Source organism: Ralstonia sp. 25mfcol4.1 (genome assembly GCF_900104095.1).
Lineage (GTDB): Bacteria > Pseudomonadota > Gammaproteobacteria > Burkholderiales > Burkholderiaceae > Cupriavidus.
In genome coordinates this window covers 41,566-55,202 of record NZ_FNJO01000016.1, presented here as the reverse complement: position 1 = coordinate 55,202, position 13,637 = coordinate 41,566, and the positions used below count along the sequence as shown (strand labels likewise).

The 13,637-nt window shown below is 64.1% G+C and carries 12 protein-coding genes; 7 read left to right on the top strand and 5 right to left on the bottom strand.

Annotated features, from left to right (window positions below; all coding sequences use genetic code 11):
* Positions 1 to 450 precede the first annotated feature (450 nt).
* From BLQ58_RS23630 to BLQ58_RS23600, 7 genes are all read left to right on the top strand, one after another.
* Positions 451 to 1,545: a porin gene (locus BLQ58_RS23630; RefSeq protein ID WP_029050868.1), complete on the top strand. Its 1,095-nt coding sequence runs from the start codon at positions 451 to 453 to the stop codon at positions 1,543 to 1,545.
* Between the two features lie 10 nt (positions 1,546 to 1,555).
* Positions 1,556 to 2,557 (top strand): Bug family tripartite tricarboxylate transporter substrate binding protein, encoded by a 1,002-nt coding sequence (locus BLQ58_RS23625; protein ID WP_029050869.1) that lies wholly within the window; start codon positions 1,556 to 1,558, stop codon positions 2,555 to 2,557.
* A gap of 302 nt (positions 2,558 to 2,859) precedes the next feature.
* Positions 2,860 to 3,645, top strand: a complete 786-nt coding sequence (locus BLQ58_RS23620) for a GntR family transcriptional regulator (RefSeq protein ID WP_254776088.1) — start codon at positions 2,860 to 2,862, stop codon at positions 3,643 to 3,645.
* Positions 3,646 to 3,656: 11 nt separating this feature from the next.
* A complete protein-coding gene (locus BLQ58_RS23615) occupies positions 3,657 to 4,463 on the top strand; it encodes a transporter substrate-binding domain-containing protein (RefSeq protein WP_049815820.1) in 807 nt (268 codons plus the stop codon).
* A 22-nt stretch (positions 4,464 to 4,485) separates the two neighbouring features.
* Entirely contained in the window at positions 4,486 to 5,154 is a 669-nt protein-coding gene (locus BLQ58_RS23610; protein ID WP_029050872.1) for an amino acid ABC transporter permease, read from the top strand.
* Positions 5,151 to 5,807 (top strand): amino acid ABC transporter permease, encoded by a 657-nt coding sequence (locus tag BLQ58_RS23605; protein ID WP_029050873.1) that lies wholly within the window; start codon positions 5,151 to 5,153, stop codon positions 5,805 to 5,807. Before BLQ58_RS23610 ends, BLQ58_RS23605 begins: the two co-directional genes overlap by 4 nt.
* Positions 5,788 to 6,519, top strand: coding sequence for an amino acid ABC transporter ATP-binding protein (locus tag BLQ58_RS23600; RefSeq protein ID WP_029050874.1), 732 nt, complete (start codon positions 5,788 to 5,790; stop codon positions 6,517 to 6,519). The genes BLQ58_RS23605 and BLQ58_RS23600 overlap by 20 nt, the downstream gene beginning before the upstream one ends.
* A 75-nt stretch (positions 6,520 to 6,594) precedes the next feature.
* Here the strand turns inward: BLQ58_RS23600 and BLQ58_RS23595 are convergent, their stop codons facing one another.
* From BLQ58_RS23595 to BLQ58_RS23575, 5 genes are all read right to left on the bottom strand, one after another.
* Complete coding sequence (locus BLQ58_RS23595) at positions 6,595 to 8,049, bottom strand: ABC transporter ATP-binding protein (protein ID WP_092602442.1); 1,455 nt, start codon at positions 8,047 to 8,049, stop codon at positions 6,595 to 6,597.
* The gene (locus BLQ58_RS23590; protein ID WP_049815822.1) at positions 8,046 to 8,843 is read right to left on the bottom strand and encodes an ABC transporter permease; all 798 of its coding nucleotides are present in this window, start codon (positions 8,841 to 8,843) and stop codon (positions 8,046 to 8,048) included. Before BLQ58_RS23590 ends, BLQ58_RS23595 begins: the two co-directional genes overlap by 4 nt.
* The gene (locus tag BLQ58_RS23585; RefSeq protein WP_029050875.1) at positions 8,831 to 9,712 is read right to left on the bottom strand and encodes an ABC transporter permease; all 882 of its coding nucleotides are present in this window, start codon (positions 9,710 to 9,712) and stop codon (positions 8,831 to 8,833) included. The genes BLQ58_RS23590 and BLQ58_RS23585 overlap by 13 nt, the downstream gene beginning before the upstream one ends.
* Positions 9,713 to 9,861: 149 nt before the next feature.
* Positions 9,862 to 11,427 (bottom strand): ABC transporter substrate-binding protein, encoded by a 1,566-nt coding sequence (locus tag BLQ58_RS23580; RefSeq protein WP_254776087.1) that lies wholly within the window; start codon positions 11,425 to 11,427, stop codon positions 9,862 to 9,864.
* Between the two features lie 2 nt (positions 11,428 to 11,429).
* Positions 11,430 to 13,538, bottom strand: coding sequence for a TonB-dependent siderophore receptor (locus tag BLQ58_RS23575; protein WP_092602440.1), 2,109 nt, complete (start codon positions 13,536 to 13,538; stop codon positions 11,430 to 11,432).
* Positions 13,539 to 13,637 lie beyond the last annotated feature (99 nt).

Genomic DNA, 13,637 nt, shown 5'->3' with positions numbered 1-13,637 from the left:
GCGCATATCTTTGTGGGGGGCGATCAGGGTAAACAGGTAGAAAAATCGCGGTGTTTTGGGAACGCCCGAAAGCGGTGCGACACGCGTCAAACCCGCCTCTAAGGAGGGCGGGAACAGGGGCGGCCAGAAAACCCCGCCAGGCTTGGGTCGCCTGACCGGGGCGCCGGAATTCTGTCGCTCGCCATGCGCCGTGGCGGTGCGGCGCGCACCACGCCGGCCGCGGTGGCATTACCTCCCGACGTGCCGTACGGACGACGCAGCCTTGTCACACGGAAGCCTCACTCGGGTTCGCCCCTATCTACGGGCTATTGCCCTCTGCCTATATTCCGCTCATCGTTTCCTATGTAGTTCATTGTTTTACTAATGAAACACACAAGATCGGCAGCCACCATACCGTTGCCGGCGGAAACGTCCATGAGAAGCCCACAAGACAAGAGAAGGAAACGGTAGATGAAGATCGCAAAGTACGCGGCGGGCCTGCTCGCAGCCGCGCCCCTGCTGGCCTGCGCCCAGTCCGTCACCATGTATGGCGTGGTGGACACGGGCGTGGAATTCGTCAACAACGTCGGCGCGGCCGGCAACAGCGTGGTCCGCATGAACACGCTGACCGGGACCGTACCGTCACGGTGGGGCCTGCGCGGCACAGAAGATCTCGGCAATGGGCTGAAGAGCGTGTTTGTGCTCGAAGGCGGATTCGCCCCCGATTCCGGGAACGCCAACCAGGGCGGTCGACTGTTTGGCCGCCAGGCGCTGGTAGGCCTGCAGTCGAACCAGTGGGGCCAGATCTCGTTTGGCCGCCAGTACACGATGCTGTTCTGGGCCACGCTCGACCCCGACATCCTGGGGCCGAACGCATTCGGCTCGGGGTCCCTGGACAGCTATCTGCCGAACACCCGTGCCGACAACGCCATCGCCTACAAGGGCACGTTTGGCGGCCTGACCATGGGCGCCACGTACAGCTTTGGCCGCGATACCGCCAACGCGGGCCCCAGCCCTTCCGGCACCAACTGCGCCGGCGAAAACCCGGCCAACAAGAGCCAGTGCCGCGAATGGTCGGCCATGATTGGCTGGGACCAGAAGTGGTGGGGCATCACGGCCGCGTATGACTCCCAGCGTGGCGGCCCAGGCGCCTTCGGCGGCCTGACCAGCAGCAGCCTGCGCGACGACCGCGCATCGATTGCCGGCTACGTGCTGCTGGATCGCACCAAGATTGGCGCCGGCGTGATCCGTCGCGAAAACCAGGGCAGCACGACGCCGCTCTCGGAGCTCTACTACATCGGGGCGGCCTACGACATCACCCCGGCCTTCACGCTGGCAGGTCAGGTCTACTACCTGAACTATCAGAACAGCGACAACAAGGCGATGCTGTACGCCGTGCGTGGCATGTACAACTTCAGCAAGCGCACGGCGGTGTATGCGACGGCCGGCTACATCAACAACGACGGCACGCTGGCGATGTCCGTGAGCGGCGCGCAGGCCGGCGCAAACCCGAAGCCGGGCGGCCAGCAGTTTGGCGCCATGGTCGGCATCAAGCACATTTTCTAAGGAGGCCGACATGCAACCAAAGGTAATCCGTCGCATCGTCATGGGCGCGATTGGCGCCGCCATCGGCACCGCCGCGCTGCTGGCGACGGCCCCGTCGATGGCCCAGGGCAACTACCCCAGCAAGCCCATCACCATCGTGGTGGCCTACCCCGCTGGCGGAGACACCGACGTGCTGGCCCGGCTGATGGCCGAGAAGCTCGCCGCGCGCCTGAAGCAGTCAGTGGTCGTGGAGAACCGCACGGGTGCGGCGGGCACAATCGGAAGTGCCTATGTGGCCCGCGCGGCCGCCGACGGCTACACGCTCCTGCTGGCGCCCAACACCGTGTCGATCGCACCACTGGTGCTGAAAGCCGGCACCGGCGCCAGCTACGACGTGCTCAACGATCTCACCCCCATCGCCGAGCTTGGCACGCAATCCCTGTTCGTGGTTGTGAACAAGAACAGCGGCATCGCCAGGATGGGCGACCTCGTGGCTCGCGCAAAAGCCGGCAAACTGGAAACCTACGCCACCCCGGGCAACGGATCGCCGATGCACATCATGGGTGAACTCTTCAACAAGTCCGCCGGTGTGAAGATCTCGCAGGTGCCTTACCGTGGCACCGCACCCGCCATCGTGGACGTGCTGGGCGGCCAGGTGCCGATGACGTATGTCACCTACGGCGCGGTGGCGCAGTACGTGGGCAACGGAACCCTGGTCCCGCTTGCCGTGGCCGACCAAAAGCGTTCGCCCTTTGCGCCGAACGTGCCGACACTTGGCGAACTGGGTTACAAGGACGTCGAGATTGGCGCCTGGCAAGCCCTGCTTGGGCCGAAAAACCTGCCGCCGGAAATCGTTCGTGTGCTGAACAGCCACGTCAACGAAATCCTGAAGCAGCCCGATGTGGTCGCGCGCATGGCCACGATCGCCGTGACGCCCGTAGGCGGCGAGCCGGCCGTGCTGCAGAAGTTGATCGCCGCCGACTACGCGCGCTATGCCCGGTTGGTCAAGGAGTTTGGCATTCAGGCCGACTAGGCCCGCCGCGTCTGCGATTTCCTTTCGAAAAGACAGTAGCACTGACGCCCCGCCCATGCGGGGCATTTTCGTTCGTGGTCGTAGTGCCGCCACTGAATATCCATCTTCAGGGGCCAGTATCGACCGTCTTTGCCCGTCCGATTCCGGGGCGTCCGCCCTCGGCTCCGCAACGCGTCGCACCGTCTTGGCGCGCAGCGCCCCGCACTGGGGATAATCCGACGTTCGACACCGGCCCGAATTGACGCATAGGCCGCATTCTGGCGACAAATCTTGCATACAAGCATGGCATACCACTTGCTCAAGTGGCATCCGTGAACGCAACGACTGAAAACTCGCCCGCCGATATTGCCAATCGCATCACCGAGGCAATGCTCGGCCAGAAGCTGCTCCCCGGCTCGCGCCTAGGTGAGCAGGAGCTCGCCACGCTCTTCGGTGTAAGCCGCACGCTGGTGCGAGAGGCGCTGTCGCGATTGGCGGCGCGCGGCATGGTGACCGTCAGCGCCCGGCGCGGCTGGTTCCTGGTGGAGCCGGGGGCCGACGACATTCGCGCGGCGTTCGACGCCCGGCGCATTATCGAAACCGGCTTGCTGCGCGAGATCGGCCCGGAGCGCCCGCCGGGCGCACAGGCCATCCACACGCTCAAGGTTCATATCGCGCGCGAAAAGGCGGCGCTCCAGGGCGACGACGCCAGCATGCGCAGCTTTCTGCTGGGCGACTTTCATGTTTGTCTATGCGCCTCGCTGGGCTATGGCCTCCTTGTCGACACGCTGCGTGACCTGACCGCGCGCACGACGCTCGTGGCCAGCCGCAATCAGTCCGCCGCCGATGCCGACCGCTCATGCAGCCAGCACGAAGACATCGTCAATGCGTTGGCCGAGGGCAATGGCACGCTGGCCGCGCGGCTTATGGCCGAACATCTTGGCGAAGTGCATACGAGCCTCGATGCCGTGGGCCCCGCTGACCCCCTTGCGCACCTGCGGCAGGCCCTGGCACCGGTCGATCCCGGGCGCACGCCCCATGCCACCACGCCCGCCGCGGAAGTATCCGCGGCACACCCCATGCTCTCCCCTACCCCATCCCGAAACTGAGGAAACACGCGATGTTCCAAGCCCTGTCCCAATCCAAGTCTTCCCGCCGTGGCCTGATGTGCGCATTGCTGGCCGCCCTCTGCGTGGCCGCGCTGCCCGCGCAGGCCGATACGCTTGCCGACATTACCAAGGCCGGCGTGCTGCGCGTAGCCGTGCCTCAGGATTTCCCGCCGTTCGGCTCGGTGGGGGCCGATATGGCGCCGCAGGGCCTCGATATTGACGTGGCAGCGCTGATGGCCAAGAAAATGGGAGTCAAGCTCCAATTGGTCCCCGTAACCAGCACTAACCGCGTGCCGTATCTGCAGACGCGCAAGGTGGATCTTGTGATCTCGAGCATGGGCAAGAACCCCGAGCGCGAAAAGGTGCTCGATTTCTCGGAGGCCTACGCGCCCTTCTTCAACGGTGTGTTCGGGCCGGCGGACATTTCTGTGAAAAGTGCGGCTGACCTGGCGGGCAAGACCGTTGGCGTCACGCGTGGTGCGGTCGAAGACCTGGAATTGAGCAAGATCGCGCCGGCCAGCGCGAACATCAAGCGTTACGAAGACAACAACGCCACGATTTCGGCCTTTCTGTCCGGACAGGTGCAGCTGATTGCCACCGGTAACGTGGTGGCTACCTCGCTGATCGCCAAGCACCCGCCCAAGGCGCCGGAGACCAAGTTCCTGATCAAGAATTCGCCGTGCTTCATCGGCATGAACAAGGGCGAAAAACCCTTGCAGGACAAGGTCAACGCCATCCTCGCCGAAGCCAAGAAGGACGGCTCGCTCAATACGCTGTCGATCAAGTGGCTGCTGCGACCGCTGCCGGCCCAGCTCTGACTCGCGCCGCCCAGGTAAAAGCATGGCTTACGCGTTCGATTTCGTTTCGGTGCTGGACTACACCGACGTGCTGGTGAAAGGCATTGCCGTCACGGCGCAGCTGACGCTCACCGGCGGGGTACTTGGCGTGGCCGTCGCGGTAGCGGGCGCCTGGGCCAAGACCCAGGGGCCGGCCTGGCTGCGCGCAGTCGTCGGCACCTATGTGGAGCTGATCCGGAACACGCCGTTTCTGATCCAGCTGTTCTTTATCTTCTTTGGGCTGCCTAGCCTCGGTGTGCATCTGCCGGAAATGGTGGCGGCGTCGCTGGCCATGGTCATCAATCTGGGCGCCTATGGAACCGAGATCGTGCGCGCCGGGCTGGCAGCGACGCCGCGCGGACAGTTCGAGGCGGGTGCCAGTCTTGCCATGTCACCGTTCCAGGTGTTCCGCCATGTCGTGCTGCGACCGGCATTGCAGAAGATCTGGCCCGCGCTGTCAAGCCAGGTGGTGATCGTGATGCTGGGGTCCGCGGTGTGCTCGCAGATTGCCGCCCAAGACCTGACGTACGCGGCCAATTTCATACAGGGCCGCAACTTCCGCGCGTTCGAGGTGTATCTGGTCAGCACCGGCATCTACTTGCTGCTCGCGATTGCCCTGCGGCAGTTGCTGCGCGGCATCGGCCGACGGCTATTTGTCCGGAGGGTGGGATGATCGAGTTTTCGTTGTGGGATATCGTCCGTAACCTGCTGCTGGCGGCGCGCTGGACCGTGTTGCTGTCGTTGGTCGCCTTCGTAGGCGGCGGCATCGTGGGGCTACTTGTGCTGTTGCTGCGCACGGGCAAGCGTCCGTGGGCACGGCGGCTGACACAAGCCTATATCGAGCTGTTCCAGGGCACGCCGCTGTTGATGCAGCTGTTTCTCGCGTTCTTTGGCCTTGCGCTCTTCGGCATCGAAGTACCCGCATGGCTGGCTGCAGGACTGGCATTGACGCTCTGGACCTCGGCCTTCCTGGCGGAAATCTGGCGCGGCTGCGTGGAAGCCATCCCTCGCGGCCAGTGGGAGGCCTCTGGCAGTCTGGCCATGAGCTACGTGCAGCAGATGCGCCACGTGATCCTGCCGCAGGCGCTCCGGATTGCCGTGGCACCAACCGTCGGCTTCGGCGTCCAGGTCATCAAGGGAACGGCCCTTGCATCCATCATCGGGTTTACCGAGCTTTCCAAGGCAGGCACGATGATCGTGAACGCCACGTTCCAACCCTTTACCGTGTACGCCGCCGTGGCGCTGATGTATTTCGCGCTGTGCTGGCCGCTTTCGCAATACAGCAAGATGCTGGAGAGGAAATTCCATGCCGCTCATCGCCATTGACCAGGTTCGCAAGTCGTTTGGCAGCAACGAGGTCCTGAAAGGCGTTTCGCTTTCCGTGGAACCCGGCGAGGTCATCGCCATCATCGGCAAGAGTGGCTCGGGCAAGAGCACCCTGCTACGTTGCATCAACGGGCTCGAGCGCATCGACGCGGGGGCCATCACCGTAGCAGGCGCGCATCTGGCCGACAGCGAGCTGCAGCTGCGCGCGCTCCGGCTGAAGGTAGGCATGATCTTCCAGCAGTTCAACCTGTTCCCCCACCTGAGCGCAGGGCGCAACGTGATGCTGTCGCCAATGATCGTCAAGGGCGTGCCAGAGGCCAAGGCCCGCGAGCTTGCCGAACTGAACCTGGCGCGGGTGGGTCTGTCCGCAAAGTTCGACGCTTATCCTGACCAGTTGTCCGGCGGGCAGCAGCAACGGGTCGCTATCGCCCGCGCGTTGGCCATGCAGCCGACCGCGCTGCTATGCGACGAGATCACGTCGGCGCTGGACCCCGAACTCGTCAACGAGGTGCTGCAGGTGGTGCGAGGTCTGGCCGCCGACGGCATGACCTTGCTGATGGTGACGCACGAGATGCGCTTTGCGCGCGAGGTGTGCGACCGCGTGGTGTTTATGCATCAGGGCAAGGTCCACGAGATCGGTGCGCCGGAGGATGTCTTTAGCCGTCCCCAAACCTCGGAACTACAGCAGTTCCTGGGGATGGTAGAGGCCTGACACGCCAGATCCCCGTCTCGCGGGGCCATCGCGCCCCGGCGCGCAAGCTGGCGGGGCCGGAATCTGCAGGTCTGACTACAAGGCACGAACCGCCATTTCGGCTTCTCGCTCGGCGGGTCTCCCGATGGATGCCATGTTCACCTCGCGTTGAGTCAGAAAACGGGCAATGTGGGGATCGTGGGTAACCAGCATCAGCGAACATTCCTGCTCTTGCGCGGCCGTCGCAATCAGGTCCAGCGTCTCCTTTTGAGTGATCGGGTCCAGTCTTGAAGTCGGTTCGTCGGCAAACAGGAACACTGGTCTCAGCAAGAGCGCCCGAATCAAAGCGAACCGCTGCAGCTCCCCTCCCGAAACCTGGCCTGGCCGCCTGTGCAGCAATGCAGGCGTCAGTCGCATACGCGTCATCAGGTGCGCAATGCCGCCCCGATCAAGTCGATGTCGGACACAAAGATCTTCAAGTGCCTGCCCGATCGTCCGACGCGGCGCAAACGCCGATGAGGGTTCCTGGTAGATCTTCTGGAAGCGTATCGACCCAGCATCGGATCGCCGGTGCACCCGTCCCGCATCCACCGACACCAGGCCTAGCAGGACGTTGCCCAGCGTCGACTTACCGCTCCCGCTTGGCCCGGTGACTGCAATGCTCTCGCCTGCATGCAGCGACAGATCGACGTTTCGAAAGAGTTCGCGGTCGCCAAAGCGCTTCCCGATCCCACTCGCCCGGAGCACTTCCTTGCCTGGACTTGCAGGCGGTCGCGATGCCCAGTTGCGGGGGTCTGCTGCGATCAACGCGCGCGTGTAGTCGTGGGACGGGGCCGCAAGGAGGGCATCGGCCTGTCCGGCCTCCACGATTTTTCCCGCAAGCATGACACTCACATCGCCCCCGAGGGCCCGTGCCACGGCGATATCGTGCGTGATGGTCAACACCGCACAGCCGGCGCGAAGCGCTGATTGAAGTCGCGCGATGATATCGTCACGGCATGCATGGTCCAGGCCCTTGGTTGGCTCGTCGACGATCAACACGGGCGCACCGCCCGCGCGCGTGATCGCAAAGGCAACCCTTTGCGCCATGCCACCGGACAGATTCCCAGGCCAGGCATTGCCGATCCCAGCCATACCCAGCGATTCCACTTCGGCCAGCGTGGCTGCCCACGCGCTGGTGCGGGACCGGCCGCCGACCAGCGCATATGTCTCTGCCAGTTGGCGCCCTACCCGCATGGTGGGGTCGAGTGCCAGCCAGGGCTCCTGCGGAAGCAATGCCAGGTGTCGTCCCCACATGGTGCGCCTGGCGACGCAGTCTGCGGCGGAGAACGATTCGCCGCAGAGCGCCACCTTGCCTTCGGCCCGCAAGCCGGAAGGCAGCGCCCCCATGATGGCCTGCGCCAGCAGGCTCTTGCCCGAGCCACTCTCGCCGAGCAGCGTGAGCGCCCGGCCCGGTTGCATCTCGAATGAAATCGGGCCAACCAGATCGCCTTCGGCGCTTTCGACCCGCAGTCGGGAAACCGCCAGAAGCGGCACGCTATTGCTGCTCATACGGAATGCCTGCGCAAACTGGCGCCGTGCAGCAGCACCAGCGCGAGGGTGGCCAGCGTCAACAGCACGATCGGACTCGCTATCACCCATGGCGCCTCCGCGGCGTAAGGCAGCAGCTCGGTCATCATGAGCCCCAACTCGGCCGCGGGCGGTTGGGCCCCCAGCCCCACGAAGCCCATCGCCGCCAATGCAAGCACGGCTGCGCCGGCGCCGAAGCTTGCCAAGGTGCCGAGCATCGGCAGCAGTTCGGGCAAAACGTGGTGACGAAGCACATAGAACGATCCAAAGCCAAGCATCCGTGCCGCTTCGACATGATCGCTTGCCAGCACGACCGAGGCCGTAGCGCGGGTAATGCGGAAGTACTCGACCCACAATACCAGCGACAGACCGACATACAGTGGCCAGAATGCTCCGGGCGCGAATGCGCCAAGCAGCAACACGAGCAGCAGGCCCGGCAATGCCAGCACGGTGTCGGCAACCGCACCCACGGCGCGGGCCGTCCAGCCGCCACGCCATGCCGCCAGAAGTCCGAGCAATGTCCCCGGAACCGCCGCTGTCACGACACTCAGCAGCGCCAGGCCCAACGACAGGCGGCTGGCGCTTGCCAGACGGGCGACCATGCTACGGCCAAGATGATCTGTCCCAAGAGGCTCCGCCAAACTCGGACCTTGCAGAATGCCGTAGAGGTTCTGTTCGAATGGTGCCCGCGCGGCGACCAGCGGACCGGCGATGGCAAACAGGGCCAGCCCAATCAGTAATGCGGCACCGATATGCTGCCGGCTTAGTGTGGGCATCGGTGCCTCCTTCCAACCCGCAAGCGCGGATCGACCGCGGCGCAGGCAAGGTCCACAACGGTATTCAGCATCACGAACATCAGACCCATGACGATGGCCGTACCCTGGATCATCGGCACGTCGCGACCAAAGATGGCATGCACCAGCGCGTGGCCAATGCCGGGCCATGCAAACAACGTTTCAATGACAACGACCCCCTCGACCAGAAACACAAGCTGCACCCCGATATATGCAATGAGCGGAATCGCGGCATTGCGGATGCCGTGGCGGGCCAGCGCCTGGCGATCGGTCAGGCCCTTGGTGCGCGCAAACTGGAAATATGAGGAGGCGGACACGGATGCCATCGCATCACGCGCCACGCGCATGGCTGTCGCGGCCAGACCCAGTCCAAGCGTCAACGCCGGCGCGAGCAAGCTGCCGTGTTCGTGATGCCCTCCCGCGGGCATCAGGTTCCAGCCGACTGACAACACGGAAACCAGCACGATGCCCAGCACAAACGGCGGCAGCGCCCTCAGCATCACCGAAGCCAGAAGAGTGGCCCGATCCAGTGCACCACCGGCACGCATGCCCGCAAGGAATCCCAATGGAATGGCGATCGCACAGGAAATAGCCAGCGCGGCCACCGCCAGCATCATGGTATGGCCGAGCTGATGGCCGATCTCATGGACGACCGGTGCCCCGGTGACGGCCGACACGCCAAGGTCGAGGTGCAGGAGTCGGGTCCACCAATGCCACAGTGCTGGCAGCCAGGGGGCCTGCAAACCGAGTTCGGCGCGTACCGCTTCCGCGGCCTGCACGGTGACCATGTCAAAACCATATCGCCCCGCAGCGATGCGAAAGGCCATGTCGCCAGGCAACCAGCGCATCATCATGAAACTCAGCGTGCCGACCAACGCGGACACGACGACTGCCTGGATGCCACGCTGCAAGGCAACCGTACCAAGAACGTGGAACGGCCGGCATGCGCCGCGGCGACTTTGCTGGCCTTCGTCAGCCGGGATGGAGAGTATCTGGTCCGTCATGATTTCCATTCCATCTGCGACAGGCGATAGGTCCGCTCATACGGGTCAATCGAGACGTGATCGAGTTGGGGATTTGCCGCAAGTGTCTGGCGGTACCAGAGCACGGGAATCAGCGGAAGGGCGTGATGCAGGATGCCTGCCACCTCGCGCTGCAGCGGCGTTGCCTGCTGCGGATCGCCAGCAAGCGGCAATGCGGCGAGTGCGCGCGTTACGCCGGGCGACGACCACCCCATCGCGCCCCAATCGCCCCCTTCCCCCATGAAATCCTGCGCGATGGTGCCAAAGGCGTCGGGCACTACCCCATAGTTCCTGGCAATCAGCGCCATCTCCAGCGAACCGTCGCGGTGCCCAAAAGGGATGTCGCTCGAATTTCCGATCGATACGCGGATCTGAATACCGACGAGCCGGAGCTGTTCCTGGATGGCGGTGGCGATGACAGGCAACTCCGGCCGATCCGGAAACGTCCGCAGCGTCAGCGCAAACCTCTCGTTGCCCCGGCGCAATATCCCGTCATCGCTTGCCCTCCAACCGGCGTCGGCCAGCAGCTTTCTGGCTTGCACGGGGTCGTATCGCAGCGGCGGCAGCGAGTCATCGTGCCAGCCCTCCAGCGTAGGCGGAAACAGTTGCCCTGCAGCAAGCTGCGGGTCCCGCAGGATCGCGGCTGCAATGCCACGTCGGTCGATCGCCAAGGAGAGTGCGCGCCGGGTTCCGGCATCGGCCAGATACGGATGGGCCGCATTGACTTTGAGGGAAGTGGTGCGCGGAATCGTTACGGACAGCAACCCTATGCCTGGCTTGCGAGCGAGTCTTGCAATACTGCCCGGATCGAGGCCATAGGCCAGGTCCGCCTGTGCGCCTTCGGCCATGAGCGCACGCATCTCCGCACGGCCGACCGACAGATAAGAGGCACGACCGACGGCAGGTCGCTTGCCCCGCCAATGCGGAAACGTCTCTACCGCGAAGCGCTGCGGCGGCTCCAGTTCGACCACCCGATATGGCCCCGATCCCACGACGGCACGTACGCCGCCATCGGCACCGAAAGAAGACGGCGCGAGTACCTGTGTCGTGCTATGCGAAAGCAACGCGAGAAGCGGCGAGAACGGCCTGGAGAGCCGTATGCGGACGTCGTAACCGTCAGGCATGATTTCCGCAATCGGCGCTTGCGACAGCACCCCGGCGGCGTGGCGAGAGCGTTCCAGCGCCGCGACTACCGCGGCCGGACGCACAGGCGTGCCGTCGTGAAACTGAGCGTTAGCCGCGAGCGTGAACTGCCATGACAGCCTGTCGGGCGACAGACGCCAACTGGCGGCAAGCCCTGGGCACGGCCGGCCCCTCTGGTCGTAGTTGACCAGCGTCTCCGTCACCTCCATGCGCGAGAACAGATAGCCGTTGCGCAACGGATCGATACTGGACAACTCCCAGGGCCCGATGACGCGGGCAGCGCGCCCTCCACCATGTGCCCACGCAGTGCGCCCGGGCAATGCGAGCACTGACGACAGTGCAGCAGTTTGCAGCACTCGCCGCCGCATGCCGGACGCCGGCTTCATATCGGACGATGTCATGCTCAATAGCTCAGTCGCAGCCCCAGCCGTACAATGCGGCCGGTTCCCGGCGCCACCCAGACATTGCTGTAGGAACTCGCGTAGTACGTTCGATCGAACAGATTGTTGACGTTGAGCGAGACACGGATGGTCTTGCTGTACTGCCAATAGGCGAGCAGGTCCGCCAGCGTGTAGGCCGGCAACGAGAAGCTGTTTTGCGCGTCGCCCGAACGGGTCCCGACGTAACGCACGCCAGCACCGATGCCGTAGCGCTGTCCGATCGGCGCTTTGTCTTCGTAGACGGCCATGGCGCTCCCGGAAATGCGCGGAATGTTGGCAAGCGGGGTGCCCGCTGCCAGGCGGGAGTCCTGCGTGATCTCGGCGTCTGTGTAGGCGAAGTTGCCGGTCACCCGCCAATGCGCGTTCAACTGTCCCCCCACATCCAGCTCCACGCCCCGGCTGCGGGCTTCTCCTGCCGCCACCTGGAAACTCGCGTCGTTCGGATCGGTCGTCAGCACGTTGCGCTTGCGGATTTCGAACACCGCCAGGGTGGCCGTGGTGCGACGATCGGTGCTGTCGAACTTGATCCCGGCTTCCGCGGCGCGGCCATGCTCGGGCGCGAAGGCATTGCCGTTGGCATCGCTTCCGGCATTCGGCCGGAACGAGCGGCTCACATTGGCGAACAGCGCGATGTCATGGGTCGCCAGATACGTCACGCCAAGGCGCGGGGAGACCGCCGTCTGATGCTGGCCCGAACTCGTTGCCCGCAGGCGGTTGTCCAGCGACTGGTTATAGATATCAAACCGCGCACCACCTACGACACGCCATCGATCGCCGAACCGTAGTTGATCCTGTGCATACATACCAACGTTCGTCTGACGCTCGTAGGTGCTGGTGTTGGGCAACAGCGACGGTGGCGATTGGCCGTAGACCGGATCGAAGATATCGATGGCATACGGCGCGGCGGCGGTAGGGTTCCTGCGCTGCATCGTCTGTGTCGTGCTGAAGCGATAGGTGTCCACGCCTGCAAGCAGTTCATGGCCCACTGGGCCCGTTGCGAACTTGCCCGTAACCTCGGCCTGCAGTGACACGTCGTCGGACTGATAGTCGCGGTAACGGCGCTGGCGTGTCAGCGTCCGGCCATCCGCCAGCAGCGCACTTGCCTCGGTGGAAGCGCCCTCCAGGCTGCCCCCTCGATAGGCCATGGCAACTCGCCCTTTCCATTTGTCGGAGAAGTCGTGCTCGACCGAAAGTTGATGGGACTGGCTATCCAACCGGATGTCACCGTCGTTTGGCTCTCCCAGGAAGCGGGACCGGGGCACTGCCCCCAACTGCCCGTTGACCGCCACGATGCCGCGATCCAGCGGCACCGTATAGCGCTGCAGCTCGGCCGAGTATTGGATCAGCGTGCTGGTGCCGAGCGCCCAGGTCAAGGAAGGAGCGAACAGATAACGCTGGCTGTTGACGAAGTCTCGCGTGCTGCCAGCATGGTCGGCGACCGCGACAAGCCGCCCTGCCACATTCTCGGTAATGGCCCCGGTGATATCCGCCGCGGCCCGGTAACGATCATGGTTGCCGACTTCCAGGTCATAGGTCTGGCCTGGTTTGAATTGCGGCTGCCGGGTAACGATGTTGATCACGCCGCCCGGCTCGCTGCTGCCGTACAGCGACGATGAGGGACCTTTCAGCACTTCGATGCGATCAATGGTCGCCGTATCTCGCGGCGCCGTGTAGCCCCGGTTTGCGGCGAAGCCATTCACGAGGTAACCAGCGCCGGTGTTCTCATTGCCGGTGAAGCCGCGGATCGCGTAGTTGTCCCACAGCCCCCCGAGGTTATTTTGCCGGGAAACCCCGCTTGCGTAGTCGAGCATGTCGTCCATCCGCGTGGCGGCAGCATCGTCGATCAGCGAGCGCGACAGCACCCGCAGCGACTGCGGAACTTCGCGCGAAGGCGTTTCCGTGCGCGTGGCACCCGTGGCGTAAGGCGGTGCATAGCTTTTCTCGGCCGAAGTGCTGACGACAACCGCCGGGAGCGTCGCTTCCTGCGCGCCAGCCTGCGACGTCAGCACGGAAATTGCAACGCAGAAAGCGCGCCGGGAGGTTGGGCGCGGGAAACTCAGGACAGTCTGCATGGACTCTTTATGCAACAAAGTTGCATAAATGTATCACGGCTTAAGCTACCCTTTCATTACATTTTGAGCGAAGCCGCCCGGACGCAGGACAACAAACAA